General features: G+C 46.8%; 22 protein-coding genes. 9 read left to right on the top strand and 13 right to left on the bottom strand.

All coding sequences use genetic code 11. The annotated features are described in order from the left end of the window. Position 1: 1 nt before the first annotated feature. The 11 genes from FEK47_RS04150 to FEK47_RS04100 form a co-directional block, all read right to left on the bottom strand. A complete protein-coding gene (locus FEK47_RS04150) occupies positions 2–1894 on the bottom strand; it encodes a P-loop NTPase fold protein (protein WP_138183114.1) in 1893 nt (630 codons plus the stop codon). A 321-nt stretch (positions 1895–2215) separates the two neighbouring features. Then, complete coding sequence (locus tag FEK47_RS04145) at positions 2216–2449, bottom strand: DinI-like family protein (protein ID WP_021515781.1); 234 nt, start codon at positions 2447–2449, stop codon at positions 2216–2218. Positions 2450–2459: 10 nt separating this feature from the next. Next, a complete protein-coding gene (locus FEK47_RS04140) occupies positions 2460–2648 on the bottom strand; it encodes a hypothetical protein (protein WP_001154434.1) in 189 nt (62 codons plus the stop codon). Between the two features lie 152 nt (positions 2649–2800). Continuing rightward, a complete protein-coding gene (locus FEK47_RS04135; protein ID WP_138183113.1) occupies positions 2801–5215 on the bottom strand; it encodes a replication endonuclease in 2415 nt (804 codons plus the stop codon). Further along, the gene (locus FEK47_RS04130; protein ID WP_135486441.1) at positions 5212–6069 is read right to left on the bottom strand and encodes a DNA adenine methylase; all 858 of its coding nucleotides are present in this window, start codon (positions 6067–6069) and stop codon (positions 5212–5214) included. The genes FEK47_RS04135 and FEK47_RS04130 overlap by 4 nt, the downstream gene beginning before the upstream one ends. Continuing rightward, a complete protein-coding gene (locus tag FEK47_RS04125; protein WP_000752613.1) occupies positions 6066–6293 on the bottom strand; it encodes a TraR/DksA family transcriptional regulator in 228 nt (75 codons plus the stop codon). The genes FEK47_RS04130 and FEK47_RS04125 overlap by 4 nt, the downstream gene beginning before the upstream one ends. Continuing rightward, positions 6293–6526, bottom strand: coding sequence for a DUF2732 family protein (locus FEK47_RS04120; RefSeq protein ID WP_001244230.1), 234 nt, complete (start codon positions 6524–6526; stop codon positions 6293–6295). The genes FEK47_RS04125 and FEK47_RS04120 overlap by 1 nt, the downstream gene beginning before the upstream one ends. Before the next feature lie 67 nt (positions 6527–6593). Beyond that, positions 6594–6935, bottom strand: coding sequence for a DUF5347 domain-containing protein (locus FEK47_RS04115; RefSeq protein ID WP_000963473.1), 342 nt, complete (start codon positions 6933–6935; stop codon positions 6594–6596). After that, positions 6899–7099 carry a phage filamentation protein Fil family protein gene (locus FEK47_RS04110; RefSeq protein WP_097499988.1) on the bottom strand — a complete coding sequence of 67 codons (201 nt, stop codon included), beginning with the start codon at positions 7097–7099 and terminating at the stop codon, positions 6899–6901. The genes FEK47_RS04115 and FEK47_RS04110 overlap by 37 nt, the downstream gene beginning before the upstream one ends. Positions 7100–7106: 7 nt before the next feature. After that, positions 7107–7616, bottom strand: coding sequence for a phage regulatory CII family protein (locus FEK47_RS04105; protein ID WP_000460893.1), 510 nt, complete (start codon positions 7614–7616; stop codon positions 7107–7109). Between the two features lie 64 nt (positions 7617–7680). Continuing rightward, positions 7681–7884, bottom strand: a complete 204-nt coding sequence (locus FEK47_RS04100) for a hypothetical protein (protein ID WP_000188450.1) — start codon at positions 7882–7884, stop codon at positions 7681–7683. Between the two features lie 145 nt (positions 7885–8029). Here FEK47_RS04100 and FEK47_RS04095 point away from each other — a divergent pair, with 145 nt between their 5' ends. The 4 genes from FEK47_RS04095 to FEK47_RS04080 all read left to right on the top strand — a co-directional run bounded on the left by FEK47_RS04095 (position 8030) and on the right by FEK47_RS04080 (position 10351). Next, positions 8030–8599 (top strand): phage repressor protein CI, encoded by a 570-nt coding sequence (locus FEK47_RS04095; RefSeq protein WP_135486442.1) that lies wholly within the window; start codon positions 8030–8032, stop codon positions 8597–8599. A gap of 14 nt (positions 8600–8613) precedes the next feature. Then, entirely contained in the window at positions 8614–8805 is a 192-nt protein-coding gene (locus tag FEK47_RS04090) for a hypothetical protein (protein ID WP_138183112.1), read from the top strand. A gap of 186 nt (positions 8806–8991) precedes the next feature. Then, a complete protein-coding gene (locus FEK47_RS25645; RefSeq protein ID WP_033548132.1) occupies positions 8992–10023 on the top strand; it encodes a tyrosine-type recombinase/integrase in 1032 nt (343 codons plus the stop codon). 58 nt (positions 10024–10081) lie between these two features. Beyond that, entirely contained in the window at positions 10082–10351 is a 270-nt protein-coding gene (locus FEK47_RS04080) for a hypothetical protein (protein ID WP_001032044.1), read from the top strand. 81 nt (positions 10352–10432) lie between these two features. Here FEK47_RS04080 and FEK47_RS04075 read toward each other — a convergent pair whose 3' ends face one another. Then, complete coding sequence (locus FEK47_RS04075; RefSeq protein WP_135486443.1) at positions 10433–11038, bottom strand: TetR/AcrR family transcriptional regulator; 606 nt, start codon at positions 11036–11038, stop codon at positions 10433–10435. A gap of 83 nt (positions 11039–11121) precedes the next feature. On the opposite strand from FEK47_RS04075, the gene FEK47_RS04070 reads away from it, so the two are divergent. From FEK47_RS04070 to ybjH, 3 genes are all read left to right on the top strand, one after another. Further along, the gene (locus tag FEK47_RS04070) at positions 11122–12330 is read left to right on the top strand and encodes an MFS transporter (protein WP_131162165.1); all 1209 of its coding nucleotides are present in this window, start codon (positions 11122–11124) and stop codon (positions 12328–12330) included. Next, positions 12330–13145, top strand: a complete 816-nt coding sequence (ybjI, locus tag FEK47_RS04065; RefSeq protein WP_135486444.1) for a 5-amino-6-(5-phospho-D-ribitylamino)uracil phosphatase — start codon at positions 12330–12332, stop codon at positions 13143–13145. Before FEK47_RS04070 ends, ybjI begins: the two co-directional genes overlap by 1 nt. An 84-nt stretch (positions 13146–13229) precedes the next feature. Continuing rightward, positions 13230–13514 (top strand): protein YbjH, encoded by a 285-nt coding sequence (ybjH, locus tag FEK47_RS04060; RefSeq protein WP_135486445.1) that lies wholly within the window; start codon positions 13230–13232, stop codon positions 13512–13514. 40 nt (positions 13515–13554) lie between these two features. Here the strand turns inward: ybjH and mdfA are convergent, their stop codons facing one another. After that, positions 13555–14787, bottom strand: coding sequence for a multidrug efflux MFS transporter MdfA (gene mdfA / locus FEK47_RS04055; protein ID WP_130205191.1), 1233 nt, complete (start codon positions 14785–14787; stop codon positions 13555–13557). Positions 14788–15061: 274 nt separating this feature from the next. On the opposite strand from mdfA, the gene ybjG reads away from it, so the two are divergent. Both ybjG and deoR read left to right on the top strand, forming a co-directional pair. Beyond that, positions 15062–15658, top strand: a complete 597-nt coding sequence (gene ybjG, locus FEK47_RS04050; RefSeq protein WP_130215049.1) for an undecaprenyl-diphosphate phosphatase — start codon at positions 15062–15064, stop codon at positions 15656–15658. A gap of 57 nt (positions 15659–15715) precedes the next feature. Then, on the top strand, positions 15716–16474 hold the full coding sequence (gene deoR, locus FEK47_RS04045) for a DNA-binding transcriptional repressor DeoR (RefSeq protein ID WP_135486446.1): 759 nt from the start codon (positions 15716–15718) through the stop codon (positions 16472–16474). Positions 16475–16518: the final 44 nt, after the last annotated feature.

Here is a 16518-nt window from a genome sequence, read left to right as displayed (position 1 = left end):
ATTAATTTGTCCCATCACTAAAGAATTTGATTGCGTCAGTTAGTACATAGTCAATGAAAATTTTTACGTGGAAGACCTGAAAAACGCTATTTTCTGAGTTTTGAATGAAATCTACAGCTATATCTTTTAGGTTGATCAACCAGTTATATTCTTCAATCAGTCTAGTTCTGGCATCCGCATCAGAATAACGACTCCGTAAGCTAAATGCCAGTTTCCTCATGATAACTGGATCAAGTTTCCTATAGCTTTCAATGAAAACATCAGCAGGAACTAAGTGTAAAAAAGGTACGTCATGAAGATTTAACTGTCTATTATTAGAATGACTCAATTCAGATAACAACGATGATTTTCCCCTTTGTAACTCATCTCTGAACTGCAATGCAAATTCCGAAATTGATTCATCAAACCGTTTCTTCCTTGCTATTTTAATATGTTCAATAATGAGCTTAAAGTCATCACTATCCCTGTCAAGAAAACTTAAACTACGCCATCCCCTTAATTCGTTATAATGCGTTTGCGCATATTCCTTATGTACATCTTCAGCTCTCAGTCTATTATAATAATTATTTATATTCTGTTTTGTCTCATTTATGAGATCATGAACATCATCTGTTGTTAGACCTTCTTTCGCCATTTCCAGCAAAATACTCGCTGTCATCAGGAGTTCACCTAAGGTAGTGATCTTACCTGAAAATAGGTTATCCTTAGCAATAGCGTACTGCTCATAAAGCATAGTTTCATTTAGTTCTCTATAGTTCCACAAACACCTCCATGCTGGTGAATCGCTGCTTCTAAAAAAACGCGTAACATCCAACTGAGCAAGAAGATCACCCGTTACCTTTCCATCACAGATTAGTTCTCTCCAAGACGCGCCATCCAGTAACTTCTCGGTTAATACAGGAGACGAATATTTCTCGACAATCATGTCATACTTACTTTTGACGCGTTCTTTACCCAAAAACATACCATAATTAACATTGCCGATTGAATTGAAATCCTCGTAGCTAAGATTCCCTCCCCGGTACTCCATCGAAAAAATTAACAATTGATGAAAAAACACCCTTATAAATTCATCGTTACTTAAATATTTATCTCCCAAAAGGGAAATAATTCGTTGTACATCGAGAAAGAACTGCCTCAAGTGTCTTAGATTATTATAATTCGCTGACACATAGAGGTCCTCTATTGTCTGCATATCTTCTTTAAATATATTAGCAACATGCAAACTACTAATTACGCTCAAGAAAATCTTACAAGCACTATGTAAATCTGACGTTACTTCAAATGTTTTACCTACTAGCTTTTCTTTTGTTCTCATGTATTCATTGCGATATTTCTCATCATCATTATTTATTCGCTTTTCTCTATTGATTATTTCATCTTCATTGGCAACCAAGATCGCTTTGTATCCGTTTACTTCCACAAAGTGATTTATATATCCAAATAAGATTGGTAAATCTACACCAGCTCTCTCGACATCATCAAAGACCAGCACAAAACCATCTGGTTTTCTAGTAAAGTCGCTAAGATTAATGGTGGGAACATTGCTATTGATATCTACGTCAGATTTATTATCGCCATTAAGATCGATCTTGAAAGTAGCCTTAAGCGTATTTTTTAGTACATTTGCACCAAAGATAAGGGCTTTGTTTGATAGGACAGGATGCAATTGACGATAGAACTCATCTTCAATCTGCTCAATAGAGTTGACGCCATACAAGCTCACTTTTAGAAATTTGAACTCTGAATGTTTCTGCTTATATTCTTCAAGAACTCGTTCAATGAACCAAGTTTTACCTGATCCCCAAGCACCTTTAAGCATAATGGCGTATTGAGGTTCAGTTTTAAGGCTAAGGTAATATTCTATATAGTCTTTGATGTACGTATTGTGCATTTTTAGTCCATTTTTATAAAATACATAAACATAGATGGTAAGTAGAGCCAAAGGCCAACTATGGAAAATTCAATCGGTAGTGTACATTGTAAGGTTATTATTGGTAAATATTATAGGAATACCCATAATCTTACAAAATTCAGATTATCCGTTGCAAATTAGTCTGCCATTCGTTAATTGACGAAAGATAGCAGAAGAAATGTTCGCTTCTGGCACAAAGCGGACGATCACTTATAAAAATGACCGCCCACCTTACGCCTTATTTCACTCATTGCCCAAACTAGCCCCCATCAGAATGAATCCTCCTGGGGGCAACATTTCTTAATGCTGCCAGCTGTCGTCTTCCCACACCTTCTGCATAATTTTCATCACTTGTTTTCTTTCTTCGTCCAGTTGCAGTCCGGTAAGTTCCACACCGTGAGAGCTACCTTTGCGGATACGAATTACCGTTTTGGGATACAGGGGGCGCAGATTGCGGTAAAGCTCGGATTCAAGGGCGTCCAGGATAGACTGGCTAATCTTCTGCTCTTTATCGATCATTATTTCAATGCGCATAAAAGTCACCTCAACTGATGACATCCATTGAGCGGTTGTATTCGTGGGTTCTGATTTTTGCCATGAGTTCATCAGTCAATTCAGAAACCCACTGCAAAGCCAGCCCCTTCTCTTCATCACTACACTCACTAGCCGCTACAAGCTTAAGAAAAAAATCAATGCGCTGGAGCTTCAAAGACTCCAAAAAATAGTCCTGCATCTTTCCTCCTATAACACCAAAGAAATATTGTATACATAACCACTGTTTATATTTACAGTATATAATAATCTTACTGATGTAAAACGTTTTTTTACGTTCATCAGCCTGATATGCTTGGTATTATTAAGAGCACGAATTGTTAACCCGCGTAATTAATACAGGTTCCGCCACTTATCATCTTCCTGCAAACGCTGGTTCCGATAGAAGATACGCAGGCCTGCTCCTGACGGAATACTGCCGCCGCGAAGGAGTAAATCGACCTCTTTCTCGCTACCATCAAATCCTCTGGACTTCAGTTCATAGGCGAGCTGCTGTCGCTGATGGTCTGTAATTCGCTGTTTGTAGTCTTTACGCCGTTTCGGTTTCACCAGGCGTAACCTTGCTGCCAGTTCCCGGCGCTCTTTTTTGCTCATACTGTGCAGGTAATCGTGCAACTCCTTGTCATCCATGCGGGTGATATCCGTTCTGGTATCCCCATCAGCTGATTTGTCTTTCCCTTGTTGGTTCAAATTTTCAGCAAGGGGACAGTTATTGCCACGAGTCCAAGGGGCGCAAGCGCCCTGGTCGGCTGCCGCCTCCTGAACGTCAACGGCCTTACGAACCATTTTCCACTTCACGGCATGAGTGCAGATCTTGCCCTCTGCAATGGGTGACCAGATGCCATAAATACGAATGCCGTGATCGCCATAGGCGGTCGGCTCTTCGTTGATTTCATAAGCGGTTCTGATCAGGTGATATTTGCGGGGAACCAGTACGCCGCCCTGCTTCATGATGTAGGTGGCAAAACAACCAGCATCAGCAGCAGCCAGGATGGCATCAAGGCACGGGTTATCCAGTACCGGCGCACCTGCTTTTTTGTCCCCCTGTTGCCTTGCCGCCTGACCAGCCAGCAATCGCAGTTCACGGTAAGCCTGACGCCCCGGAATGCCAAAGAAGCGGAATTGCTGAACACGATGCAGAGACGCCCAGGCATTAACGTATTCAGCGTTATCACGCAGGGATTTACCCGTTTCCTTGCTGATCTCGCCAGCCAGACCACGCCCGTCAATGTTCTTACTGATGTATTTCGCGATGTAGCTTGTTGGCGTACCTTTACGCGGGTTAATCAACTCAGACTTAAAGCGCGGCCCAGTGTTATTGCCCAGCTCCTCGCGGTCTTCACGGATGGCAAACTTACGCAGTAATGCAGTGATGGCGCGGCGGTCTTTTTTGTGCATAAAACACAACAGGTGCCAGTGAACTGTACCGTCATGATGCGGCTCAGCCACCCGCACGCCATACCAGCGCAATCCGGCTTTGTGCATCGCCTTACGAAATGCAGCAAACATGCCGACCAGATAATCACTGCTTTGTCTTACCGTCGCATTTGTCCAGGTCGGGTTGGGCCTGCCGTTATTTAGCGTGGAATGGAAACGTGACGGACAGGTGATGGTGTAGAAAACGGCGCAGTCACCGCGCATTTCCGCGATAAGCTCCAGACCTTTAACACAGGCCATCATCTCATTGCGGCGATGCGCAGGGTTGCTGCTGCTGGCGTTTACCACATCCTCCATGTCCAGCGTGTCGCCGTCTTCGTTCACCAGTTCATGAGAACGGAAAAACTCCAGCGACTTACGGCGCTGCTCACGTTTATGCATCACGGCTTCATAGCTGACATAGGGAGATGCTTTTTTGCTGACCAGGCAAACAGCACGCAACTGCTCTTCCCGCCATTCGCAACGCATCTTCCATAATTTCCGGTACCACCAGTCGGCGCACAACATACGTGCCAGCGAACCCGGAATGAGTTCATAGGGCACGGGTTTACGGCGGTTTCTTTTCCGGCGGAGTTGCTCAAACGCAGGCGGTATGACATCCAGTCGCAGGGTTTCTGCTGCCACCTTTTCCCATGTCTTGCGGATTTCTTCTGGCTTAACATCATCGGTGGCGTACAAATCACCACAAGCGGCATCAAGACACATGCTCATATGCGCAGCGACAAGAGTAGACAGGCGTTTCACCTGATCCTGACTCATTTCAGGCAAGTTCAGCAGGCCGTCCAGCCCTTCATGGCTTGCCATAAAGCGAAAAGAAGTGGATAGCTGACTCTCGCGTACATGCTCCAGTCGTTCCAGACATGGCTTAATCGTCTCACGCAAATAGCGGGAATAAGCCTTTGGCCTGCCCAGGCTGCTGAAGTATTCAATACGTTGCATCAGCGGCTTGCTGATATGGGAAGGCTGGGCGTTAACGTCCGCCAGTATGACCATGTCCGGATTAAAACGCTGCTGCTCATGCGCCAGCTTTGCCCGGCTAATGAGCTTATCCTGCTCCATTTCGCGTTGGACAGGATCACGGGATTCATTAAAGAAATAACGCTCCCAGACCTGATCACTCAGTGCCTCGAGGCGCAGTTGTTCCTGCTCGTTATCGGCAGCGTACAGAGTGATCAGGTTTGAAAGCGCAGAAACCGGCGCAACTTCCGCCGGGTCCAGATAAGGGTTAATAGCCTTTTTCGGGCTGTTCCATGAGAATGCTGCGGCGGCCTCGTTAAAGCCGCTGCAGTTGTTCATATCAGCATGGCTCATGCACGCACTCCGTACACGGCAGAACTATCCACGCCACGCGAAGGATCAAATCCCACCCAGCAGCGCACCCCAGAAACAGCGATGATTTCTGTTGCAGATTTACTCTCACCAGCTGCTACGCCGATGCTGCGTTTTGCCTTGATGTAGTGGTGAGTGAAATTGCGATACAGCGAACGGATCAGGGATGTGTCACTGTTAGAAACAATGACCGGATGTCCTTCTGATGACCGATGTTCAAGAACGGATGCCAGGTGATACTGGTCATCTTCAGTGAAGCCGTCAGTGTGATAACCGGAAAACGTACCGTCATAAGGCGGATCGCAATACACCACATCCCCCACCTGCAGCATCGCCAGCGTTTCATCAAAGCTGGCGCAGATAAACGTTGCTCGCTGGGCTTTCTCTGCAAATGCGCGAATTTCTTTTTCAGGGAAATACGGATTTTTATAATTACCGTATGGAATGTTGAAATGCCCGCTCTTGTTATAACGACATAACCCACGGTAACCGTGACGATTGAGATACAGGAAATATACCGCTTTCATGAAATCAGTAATTTCAGTTGAGTAATTAAACTCCTGTCTTATGTTGTAATAAGTCACCTCCCTGTTTGCGTCCTCAAATAAAGCTCTGGCACGAGATATAAACACCTCACAATCAGCGGCAACCTTTTTATAGAGGTTGATTAAATCAGGATTAATATCCGCAACCAGATAGCAGGGATAATCCGTCTCCATCATCACAGCACAGGAACCCGCGAAAGGTTCAACCAGTCGCGGGCCAGCAGGAAGGTGTTTTTTCAGTTCGGACATAATGGCGGTTTTATTTCCCGCCCATTTCAGGATGGTGCTCATACAGCACCTCCGTTGTAATGTTTGCCTTTCAGCTCTGCAATTTCCTGGCAGGTAATGCAAAGCTGCACACCCGGAATGGCACGGCGGCGTGCTGGCGGAATTGGCGCTTCACACTCAATGCAAAGCACGCGAGACACGCCCGGTGTTTTGGCACGGGCAGCACGGATATGGCGCTGGCGTTCTTCTTCAACGCGCTGCTGTACGAGATCCATTGCATCAGCCATTAGTGGATCTCCTGCGCTTCGTTCTGGATTGCTTCAGCAGTCACACGCAGCAGTTCTGCTGCTTCCACGTGGTTTAGCTGGCGGGATGTGATATGACACGCCAGGCTATCAAGGCGGGCAGCCATTGCCTCAGCCCTTGCCCGACGTTCTTCAAGACGGGCCTCTGTCAGTAAAAGATTAAGACCTGCATCATCCGGTCCGGTTTTAGTCGTGAGGGTTTCAATATTACGCATAATCAATTCTCCTGAATTTAGATAAAGGGATGCCCGGCGGGTTTACGCCATGAATTTCATTAATTGGTTAATTCGGCATGGTTAGCCGTCTGGGAAATAAGCTCACCACTGCACGAAAATGATTCATTGCTTTAATCAGCTCCCGCTTTTCGTCAGTGGTCAGCTCATTAATGCTGATGCTATGACGTTCAGCTGGAATTTTTGCCATAAAGAATATGGCAGCCAGTGCCCGTTTATTTTGTTCATTATTGATATCCCGTGGATCACGCATATCTTTAATAAACCGCTCAAGCTCTGACTCAATATTAAGGCCAAATACTTTCGCCCTTAACTCCGCAATATGATTAAGTCCATTCAGGCGTTCACCGGGGCTTAATGGAACAGTCGCCGCAGCGCCTTCAATAGCCATTTGTTCCCCCGTTTTTTCGTTGATAGTTCTGCCAGCAATTCATCTTGTGAATGGCATGGATGCCAGCGTTTACCATCCTCACCCATGATCCAGCCGTGACCGTAGTGCATTGCCGGGCTTTGTTTTACCAGCAGCGATGCAAATGATGGTTCTTTCGTCAGCATAAGCACCTCACAGCAAACCGAATGAAGCACCGAGGCCAGTCACGGTATCAACTGCACTCGCCATCGCAGGATTAGCCTGTAAACGGGCCTGCAATGAAACAGCCGCCAGCGCCATCAGTCGTGTTACAGAGTTAATGCTGCTGATAGCATCACGACGACCTGCACTGGTTTTTACATCGCCAGATACCGCACCTGCAGCAACACGCCCGATCTCTGCGGTTGCACTCATGACGTAATGCGGCAGTTTCTCTTTTGCCACTTCATTAATCGGTACACATGGCAGGCAGTGAATCTGTGCCAGAAAGCCATCTACCAGCGTTGAATCTTCAGTCAGATCGGTAAGCAACCAGATTTCTGGTGCGGTTAATAAATGAGGTTGAGCTGGGTTCAGCTTGTTCCGCAGAATCTGTACATTCATGCCTGCACGTTCTGCCAGTTGCACTAGGTTGTGGCGCAGTGCGAATGCACGACAGGCTTCATCAAAATGTGGATGTTTGGAAACTTGGTAATCAAACATAGTTTTCAACTCCGAACTTATCGCAAAATCGAACTCAGCGTCTTATTGCGAAAATAGACGTCTATTAAGCAGACAAAGCATCAACAGTCAGAGCAGCTAGGTTAATCATTACCTTTTCACGTTTTTTGTCTTTACGAAGACGATGACGAGGTAGTCGGCCATCAGCCAACATGTCGTTAATCGTATCAATAGAAAGGCCAGTTAGTTCGCTATAACGTTCGATTGTGACATGTGGTGTATTCAGAGTAATTGAAATGTTAGGTGTCATAAGGCAACATTCCTTCTAGATATGGCTTGTGGCGAGCCGTTGTTTGTCGTGATTAGTAGTGAAGGCTCCAAAAGAACTCTTCTGGTTCAACTTTAAGATCGCTTTTGGAATCTGTCAACGATTTTTGGATTTCTCTGGAGGACTCGTGGATTTCAATAGCGGTGGTAAGAAGGCCATAGAACGTTTGGTTGAAGCATATGGGTTTGGTACCCGTCAGGCTCTCTGTGATCATTTAGGTGTTTCTAAGAGCACCATGGCAACACGCTATATGCGTGATATTTTTCCGGCAGATTGGGTAATCCAGTGCGCACTAGAAACAGGCATCTCACTTCATTGGCTTACGACCGGGCATGGTTCAAAGCAAGCATCAGCAAAAACAAATGCTATAGAAGTAGTAAAATATTTATTGTCTGATGGAGACTTGCAGGAAGACGGGGTTTATATTTTTGATAAGGGATTTCTACCCTCTACGTTTAAAAATCCTTTTGTAGTCACAGTTAATAATTCTGAATTTATTTGTGATAAAGAATTTGATGATATACGTGATGGTAAATGGGTAATAAGTATTGATGGCGAAATAACAATCCGCGACATTACTCGTTTACCCGGTGGGAGAATCTTCGTTGAAGGTGGAAACAGAGCCTTCGAGTGTAAGATAGAAGATGTTGAAATAATTGGAAAAATTATAAGTTTAACAGTTAAATATGTTAGATAATACCGGGGGAAACTATGCTTGGTAAGGTATTTTTTGTGGTTTTATCATGCTCTTTGTTATTAAACCCACTAACTACCTATGCTAAAAATTATCCTTGTTCTGGGAAAAAGGGAGGTGTCTCTCACTGTACCTCCGATGGAAAATTTGTATGCAATGATGGGGCTATTAGTAAATCCAAAAAAATCTGTACTAAATACTCACGATAAATTTTGCTCTGATATCTGCGCCTAATATAACAATGAGGCGCAGGCTAACCACAAAAGTTACATACTCACATAACAAAAAATAGCCAACTTCATTATGGCTTCAGTGAGATGTATGGTCGCGGGATCTCATACATTGACACTGGTTATATATACAGTAAAAATGCTCTCCACTGGAGGGCATTTTTTATGGCAGTACGAAAACTCACCACAGGAAAATGGCTTTGCGAATGTTACCCCGCCGGACGTAGTGGACGTCGTGTGCGTAAACAATTCGCCACCAAAGGCGAAGCTCTGGCTTTTGAGCGTCACACGATGGAAGAAACCGAAGCAAAGCCCTGGCTGGGTGAATCAGTGGATCGTCGAACACTGAAAGACGTGGTTGAGCTATGGTTCAAACTACATGGTAAATCTCTGACTGCTGGGCAGCATGTCTATGACAAATTGCTGCTGATGGTTGACGCTCTGGGCAATCCCCTTGCAACCGATCTCACATCTAAAATGTTTGCCCATTATCGAGATAAACGACTGACAGGTGAGATCTACTTCAGCGAGAAATGGAAGAAAGGAGCCAGCCCGGTCACCATTAACCTGGAGCAAAGCTATCTAAGTAGTGTTTTTAGCGAACTATCCCGCCTGGGCGAATGGTCGTATCCAAACCCACTGGAGAACATGCGAAAATTCACCATCGCAGAAAAAGAGATGGCATGGCTTACCCATGAGCAGATTGTTGAACTGCTGGCTGATTGCAAACGTCAGGACCCAATTCTGGCACTGGTAGTCAAGATATGCTTAAGCACAGGCGCACGCTGGCGAGAAGCAATAAACCTTACCCGATCACAGGTGACCAAATACCGAATTACCTTTGTAAGAACGAAGGGGAAGAAAAACAGAAGCATCCCTATCAGTAAAGAGCTTTACGAAGAGATCATGGCGCTTGATGGGTTCAATTTCTTCACAGACTGCTATTTTCAATTTTTATCCGTGATGGAAAAAACGTCTATCGTGCTCCCTCGCGGTCAACTGACACACGTTCTGCGCCATACGTTTGCGGCGCACTTCATGATGTCGGGTGGAAATATCCTTGCTTTGCAAAAAATCCTCGGACATCACGATATAAAAATGACAATGCGTTACGCACATCTGGCACCGGATCACCTGGAAACTGCATTACGGTTTAATCCGCTGGCAACACTACCAACATCAATAGCAAGTTTTTGAAAATGCGTATTTTGCCCTGTTGAGCTAATATTCCTTTTTTTCACATGGAGCACTATCAATGAATAAGTTTCAGCATCAGGGAGCGGAATTGCGCAACAGAGCAAAAGAATTGGCTTTATCCGTACTTAAAACTCACCCAGATGCCCAAAAAAACGGCAACGGCGTTAAGCAAGCTGAGGTATTTCGTCTAAGCGGCCTCGATTGGGGAGAAAAACGGAAAGCAACAAGTTCGAACCAACAATATTGGGTTGTTGCACTATTGCGTGAACTAGAAGAGGAAGGGTTAGTCGAACAGATTGAAGATAGAGGCCCCTGGCGTCTAAGGTAAAACAAATGGCGACAAAGTGGCGGCAGCGGTTGGCATTACCCCGTAATAACCACCACTGACCACCAACCCAACTTATTGTTTTTACTCTAACTTATTGTTTTCATTAACCCGTTTACATAAATGGGTTTTTTGTTGCCTGAAATTTATCTCCTGCCCCGCCACTCGTGCCACCATCCGTAAAATCTCCTCGCGCGATAGCGGCTTACGGTCAGTGACAAAATGCAGCGTCATCCCTTCAATAAAAGCATCCAGAGCCCTGGCCGTTCCAGGTTCAAACCATTGTTCGAGTGTTTGCTGACTGCGCTGCATCCAGTTTTGCATCACTGTTTTTAATAACGGTTTTCGACTGGCCAGCGCGTAGAGTTGATACATCAGTTCCATGTTGTCCGGCGTTGCAACCTGCGAGCTGTAGATCATTTCTGTGATGGCCTGGCAGGCACTGGGGGCATCTCTGACATCAAGAAAAAATGCCTGATATTGCCGTGACATAGTCTGCGTAAAGCTACTGAACGCCTCCAGTAATAGCTCATCAATTCCTGAAAAATAGTAGGTCATCGACCCTAACGGTACCCCGGCAAGGGTAGCTATTTTACGGTGCGTCACGGCATGTATTCCGTAAAGTTTCACCGCCTCGAGAGTGGCCTGGATGATTTTTTCTCGCCGTTGTGGATCGTTAGCGCGACGCATGTCATTTCCTCTCTCTGCAATTGTGTACAAATGTACACAACCTTGCTAAGGTTGTCTTCTCTCTTCTTTTTTTGACGTGATCTATGACAGTAAATTCTTCACGTAATGCCTTGAAACGCCGTACCTGGGCGCTGTTTATGTTCTTCTTTTTGCCGGGCCTTCTAATGGCTTCCTGGGCAACCAGAACGCCCGCTATCCGCGACATTCTTTCTGTCTCTATCGCCGAAATGGGCGGAGTGCTCTTTGGTCTGTCGATCGGTTCGATGAGCGGTATTCTCTGCTCGGCGTGGTTAGTAAAACGCTTTGGGACGCGTAATGTCATCCTGGTCACGATGTCCTGCGCATTGATCGGGATGATGATATTAAGTCTGGCGCTCTGGCTGACATCTCCTGTGCTCTTTGCCGTTGGTCTTGGCGTTTTTGGCGCCAGTTTTGGTTCCGCAGAAGTGGCGATAAACGTTGAAGGTGCTGCCGTTGAGAGAGAAATGAATAAAACGGTTTTGCCGATGATGCATGGCTTCTACAGCCTCGGTACGCTGGCGGGGGCTGGTGTAGGGATGGCGCTGACGGCCTTTGGAGTTCCGGCAACTGTTCACATTTTGCTGGCGGCGCTGGTGGGCATCGCGCCTATTTATATCGCTATTCAGGCAATCCCTGACGGTACGGGAAAAAATGCTGCTGATGGCACGCAGCATAGTGAAAAAGGGGTTCCTTTTTATCGCGATATTCAGTTGCTATTAATTGGTGTCGTGGTGCTGGCAATGGCTTTTGCAGAAGGTTCTGCCAACGACTGGTTACCCTTATTAATGGTTGATGGCCACGGATTTAGCCCAACGTCCGGCTCATTGATATACGCAGGTTTCACATTGGGGATGACCGTTGGACGTTTTACCGGCGGCTGGTTTATTGATCGCTACAGCCGCGTTGCCGTGGTACGTGCCAGTGCACTAATGGGTGCGTTGGGTATCGGGCTAATTATTTTTGTTGATAGCGCCTGGGTCGCAGGAGTATCTGTTGTACTTTGGGGACTGGGTGCCTCGCTGGGCTTCCCGCTGACCATTTCAGCCGCCAGTGATACCGGCCCCGACGCGCCAACCCGTGTCAGCGTTGTGGCAACGACCGGTTATCTGGCTTTCCTCGTCGGGCCGCCACTGTTGGGCTATCTCGGCGAACATTATGGATTACGTAGTGCAATGCTGGTTGTACTGGCGCTGGTTATTCTCGCGGCTATCGTCGCAAAAGCCGTCGCCAAACCCAATACAAAAACGCAGACTGCGATGGAGAATAGTTGATGGGCATTAAATTAATTGCGGTAGACATGGACGGTACTTTCTTAAGCGATCAAAAAACCTATAACCGCGAGCGGTTTATGGCCCAATATCAGCAGATGAAAGCACAAGGTATTCGCTTTGTGGTTGCCAGCGGGAATCAATATTATCAGTTGATCTCATTCTTCCCCGAAATTGCCGATGAAATTGCTTTTGTGGCGGAAAATGGCGGCTGGGTAGTGAGCGAAGGCAAAGATGTTTTTAATGGTGAGCTATCGAAAGATGCTTTTGCCACTGTCGTGGAACATTTGCTGACGCGCCCGGAAGTGGAGATTATTGCCTGCGGTAAAAATAGCGCCTATACCCTCAAAAAATATGACGATGCCATGAAAACTGTGGCGGAAATGTATTATCACCGTCTGGAATACGTCGATAACTTTGACAACTTAGAAGATATCTTCTTCAAGTTTGGCCTGAATCTTTCCGATGAACTGATTCCACAAGTGCAGAAAGCATTACATGAAGCCATCGGCGATATTATGGTGCCAGTGCATACCGGCAACGGCAGCATCGATTTAATCATCCCCGGCGTGCATAAAGCCAATGGTCTGCGTCAACTCCAGAAATTATGGGGAATAGACGACAGCGAAGTCGTGGTCTTTGGTGATGGCGGTAATGATATTGAGATGCTGCGTCAGGCAGGATACAGCTTCGCAATGGAAAATGCCGGCAGCGCGGTTGTTGCAGCGGCGAAATATCGTGCAGGTTCCAATAACCGTGAAGGCGTACTGGACGTGATTGATAAAGTTCTTAAACACGAAGCGCCATTTAATCAATAAAACGGCAGCACGCCCGGCAACACAACGCCTGAATGAAGGCTGCATAATTCGCAGAAATTAACCCACCGGATTATTTCAGGCGAAATGATTATGAAGAATTATGTTTTGCTGGGCGCGTTTCTCATGAGCTTTGCCAGTGCAACGATGGCGCAAAGCGTTACCGTCGATGTGCCGAGTGGATACAAAGTGGTAGTGGTCCCTGATTCTGTCAGCGTTCCACAAGCAGTCAGTGTCGCTACTGTGCCGCAAACCGTCTATGTGGCTCCGACCCCTGCTCCAGCTTACCGTCCACATCCGTATGTTCGTCACCTTGCCAGCGTTGGCGAAGGGATGGTTATCGAACATCAGATCGATGACCATCACCATTAATTCGAAAATGCCTGATTGCGTTGTGCAATCAGGCATTTTTTTACCCTTCGTGTGAATTTCCTACCTGTTTATCTTTTAAAAAGATAAACATCAGCAGCAGCCACAAAATTCCGTTGGCAAGGTTGAAGAGATTAAACAGACCATTGCCGCCGTTCAGGTACGCGTGTTTACTGATCTCAATACCGACAGTGAAAATCAGCATTTGCAACATCCCCATCGCCGCCGAGACAGTACCTTTACTCATATCGCTGGCAAACAGGGTTAATCGCACCAGTCCCGCATTCGCCAGACCAATACCAAAAGCATAAATACTTAACCCTGCGGTCATCCACAAATACGCATGCGATGAGATGACCGTTGCCGCAGCGGCGACCAACAGACCAATCATAATCGGCCAACCGCCCATAATGATCAGCGAACGTACGGTGCGACGCGAGGTCAGTCGCGCCAACAGTAGGTTCCCCGCAATTAATGCGCCGAAAATGGGAACTTGCAGCAAACCATATTCATAGCTGCTCAACTGCTCGCCGGTGATGATGATAATCGGCGACTGGGCGATCCACGCCAACAACGGCAGGCTAACGAATCCCAGCGCCAGCGCCCCCGCAACAAAGCGGCCATTCTTCAGAACCAGCTTGTAGTCACGACCGAGCTCTTTCAGCGACAGTTTCTCACCTATACGCGTGGCGGTTTCTGGCATGGCACGTTGCAGACCGAAGAAGGAGATCGTTGCCAATGCGGCAAATAATACAAACATCCCTTCCCAGGGCAGCACATGGATCCACGCCGCGCCCACCAACGGGCCGAGTAGCGGAGCAATCAGCGCCACGTTCGCCATCAGCGCGGTGATCTTGATACAAACCGCCTCTTCGAAGGATTCCTGAATTGCGGCGTAACCCACAGCGCCAATGAAACAGAGGCTTATGCCCTGCAAGAAGCGCAACAGCGTGAATTGTTCAATGTTTTGCGCCAGTAATATCGCCAGACAAGTGATGATAAACCACACTACGCCCGCCAGCATCACCGGACGGCGACCAATACGATCCGACAATGGCCCCAGCAGCCACTGTAAAAACATCCCACCCGCAAGGTACGCGGTCATCGAGGTAGGAACCCAATCAATGCCCGCCTGGTACTGTTCAACCACGGCCAACATACCGGGCTGAATCATATCGTTACCGATATAGGTTGAGAATTCGTAGAGCACCAGACAGAGAGGGAAAAGTAATGCCTGACGTCCAAGTCTGGCACCATTAGCTAATCTATTTTGCATGCAATTTCTTCGCCAATAATAATCGCGCAAAGTTTAATAAAAGCGCGGCTAACGAGAAAGCAATTTTTGCCCCTTAAGCACATTCTTACATTAATCGGCGATTTGACTCTCTTTTTTTAAGCTTTATTTAACTACCGCGCGTTACCATTACTTCACATAATACGGGCCGCTTATGAGAAATAAGACGATGCCGCTTTACCCTGTTTAACATGCACCTTATTCTCACCGCCTTGCCTGACGGCTCCCCATTAAACACCTTATGAGTCTGGAAGTTATGCTGGAAAATCTCAATTACTCATTATTCTCTCTAATTAATGCCACGCCAGATTCTTCTCCGTGGATGATCTCGTTGGCGATTTTTATTGCCAAAGATTTGATTACTGTGGTGCCGCTACTGGCCGGGGTACTTTGGCTGTGGGGACGTACGGCGCAACGGCAGATAGTGATAAAAATAGCGATCGCACTGGCTGTAAGTCTGTTTGTTTCCTGGGGGATGGGTCATTTATTTCCGCATGACCGCCCGTTTGTCGAGAATATCGGCTATAACTTCCTGCACCATGCGGCGGATGACTCTTTCCCGAGCGATCACGGCACGGTGATCTTCACCTTCGCTCTGGCATTTTTAATCTGGCATCGTTTGTGGTCCGGATCGCTTCTCATGGTGCTGGCCGTAATTATTGCCTGGTCGCGGGTCTACCTTGGCGTCCACTGGCCACTGGATATGCTTGGTGGATTGTTGGCAGGAATGATTGGTTGCCTTAGCGCGCAGATTATCTGGCAAGCTGCGGGGGCGATGCTCTACCAGCGACTACAATCGTGGTATCGCTTCTGTTTCGCCTTACCGATCCGTAAAGGCTGGGTACGTGGCTGATTTCGGATAAAACGTGTAATATCAGGCGGCTCGCTTCAATAACTATTCAGAGGGAATATGGAAACACGTCGCGAAGAGCGCATCGGGCAATTACTCCAGGAATTAAAACGCAGCGATAAGTTACATCTGAAGGACGCCGCCGCCCTACTTGGGGTTTCAGAGATGACGATTCGTCGCGACCTGAATAACAACAGCGCCCCCGTCGTATTACTCGGCGGCTATATCGTTCTCGAACCACGCAGCGCCAGCCATTACCTGCTAAGCGACCAAAAATCCCGTCTGGTGGAAGAAAAACGCCGCGCCGCAAAACTGGCCGCGACGTTGGTAGAACCCGGTCAGACCCTCTTTTTTGACTGCGGCACCACTACGCCCTGGATTATTGAAGCGATTGATAATGAAATCCCTTTCACCGCCGTTTGTTATTCACTAAATACCTTTCTGGCGCTGCAAGAGAAACCACATTGCCGGGCGTTTCTTAGTGGTGGAGAATTTCACGCCAGCAACGCCATCTTCAAACCTATCGATTTTCAACAAACGCTGAATAATTTTTGTCCGGATATCGCTTTTTATTCCGCTGCGGGTGTACATACCAAAAAAGGCGCAACCTGTTTTAATCTTGAAGAGTTGCCGGTAAAACACTGGGCTATGTCGATGGCGCAAAAGCATGTGCTGGTTGTCGACCACAGTAAGTTTGGTAAGGTACGCCCGGCACGCATGGGCGACCTGAAACGCTTTGATATCGTAGTAAGCGATCGTAGTCCGGAAGATGAGTATGTGAAGTTCGCGCAAACGCAGCGTATTAAGTTAATGTATTAATTAAGCATCACCGGATGACGTCAACGCGTCATCCGGTCATCTCA

The sequence above is a fragment of the Escherichia sp. E3659 genome (assembly GCF_005781135.1).
Taxonomy (GTDB): Bacteria; Pseudomonadota; Gammaproteobacteria; order Enterobacterales; family Enterobacteriaceae; genus Escherichia.
The sequence above is the reverse complement of the archived record's forward strand: the minus strand, read 5'-3'. Positions and strand labels throughout refer to the sequence as shown.

What these genes read in the sequence shown, in the direction of transcription:
- FEK47_RS04150 (WP_138183114.1), bottom strand. Translation starts at nt 1,894, where the DNA reads ATGCACAATACGTACATCAAAGACTATATAGAATATTACCTTAGCCTT.
- FEK47_RS04145 (WP_021515781.1), bottom strand. Translation starts at nt 2,449, where the DNA reads ATGCGCATTGAAATAATGATCGATAAAGAGCAGAAGATTAGCCAGTCT.
- FEK47_RS04140 (WP_001154434.1), bottom strand. Translation starts at nt 2,648, where the DNA reads ATGCAGGACTATTTTTTGGAGTCTTTGAAGCTCCAGCGCATTGATTTT.
- FEK47_RS04135 (WP_138183113.1), bottom strand. Translation starts at nt 5,215, where the DNA reads ATGAGCCATGCTGATATGAACAACTGCAGCGGCTTTAACGAGGCCGCC.
- FEK47_RS04130 (WP_135486441.1), bottom strand. Translation starts at nt 6,069, where the DNA reads ATGAGCACCATCCTGAAATGGGCGGGAAATAAAACCGCCATTATGTCC.
- FEK47_RS04125 (WP_000752613.1), bottom strand. Translation starts at nt 6,293, where the DNA reads ATGGCTGATGCAATGGATCTCGTACAGCAGCGCGTTGAAGAAGAACGC.
- FEK47_RS04120 (WP_001244230.1), bottom strand. Translation starts at nt 6,526, where the DNA reads ATGCGTAATATTGAAACCCTCACGACTAAAACCGGACCGGATGATGCA.
- FEK47_RS04115 (WP_000963473.1), bottom strand. Translation starts at nt 6,935, where the DNA reads ATGGCTATTGAAGGCGCTGCGGCGACTGTTCCATTAAGCCCCGGTGAA.
- FEK47_RS04110 (WP_097499988.1), bottom strand. Translation starts at nt 7,099, where the DNA reads ATGCTGACGAAAGAACCATCATTTGCATCGCTGCTGGTAAAACAAAGC.
- FEK47_RS04105 (WP_000460893.1), bottom strand. Translation starts at nt 7,616, where the DNA reads ATGTTTGATTACCAAGTTTCCAAACATCCACATTTTGATGAAGCCTGT.
- FEK47_RS04100 (WP_000188450.1), bottom strand. Translation starts at nt 7,884, where the DNA reads ATGACACCTAACATTTCAATTACTCTGAATACACCACATGTCACAATC.
- FEK47_RS04090 (WP_138183112.1), top strand. Translation starts at nt 8,614, where the DNA reads ATGCTTGGTAAGGTATTTTTTGTGGTTTTATCATGCTCTTTGTTATTA.
- FEK47_RS25645 (WP_033548132.1), top strand. Translation starts at nt 8,992, where the DNA reads ATGGCAGTACGAAAACTCACCACAGGAAAATGGCTTTGCGAATGTTAC.
- FEK47_RS04080 (WP_001032044.1), top strand. Translation starts at nt 10,082, where the DNA reads ATGAATAAGTTTCAGCATCAGGGAGCGGAATTGCGCAACAGAGCAAAA.
- FEK47_RS04075 (WP_135486443.1), bottom strand. Translation starts at nt 11,038, where the DNA reads ATGCGTCGCGCTAACGATCCACAACGGCGAGAAAAAATCATCCAGGCC.
- FEK47_RS04070 (WP_131162165.1), top strand. Translation starts at nt 11,122, where the DNA reads ATGACAGTAAATTCTTCACGTAATGCCTTGAAACGCCGTACCTGGGCG.
- ybjI (WP_135486444.1), top strand. Translation starts at nt 12,330, where the DNA reads ATGGGCATTAAATTAATTGCGGTAGACATGGACGGTACTTTCTTAAGC.
- ybjH (WP_135486445.1), top strand. Translation starts at nt 13,230, where the DNA reads ATGATTATGAAGAATTATGTTTTGCTGGGCGCGTTTCTCATGAGCTTT.
- mdfA (WP_130205191.1), bottom strand. Translation starts at nt 14,787, where the DNA reads ATGCAAAATAGATTAGCTAATGGTGCCAGACTTGGACGTCAGGCATTA.
- ybjG (WP_130215049.1), top strand. Translation starts at nt 15,062, where the DNA reads ATGCTGGAAAATCTCAATTACTCATTATTCTCTCTAATTAATGCCACG.
- deoR (WP_135486446.1), top strand. Translation starts at nt 15,716, where the DNA reads ATGGAAACACGTCGCGAAGAGCGCATCGGGCAATTACTCCAGGAATTA.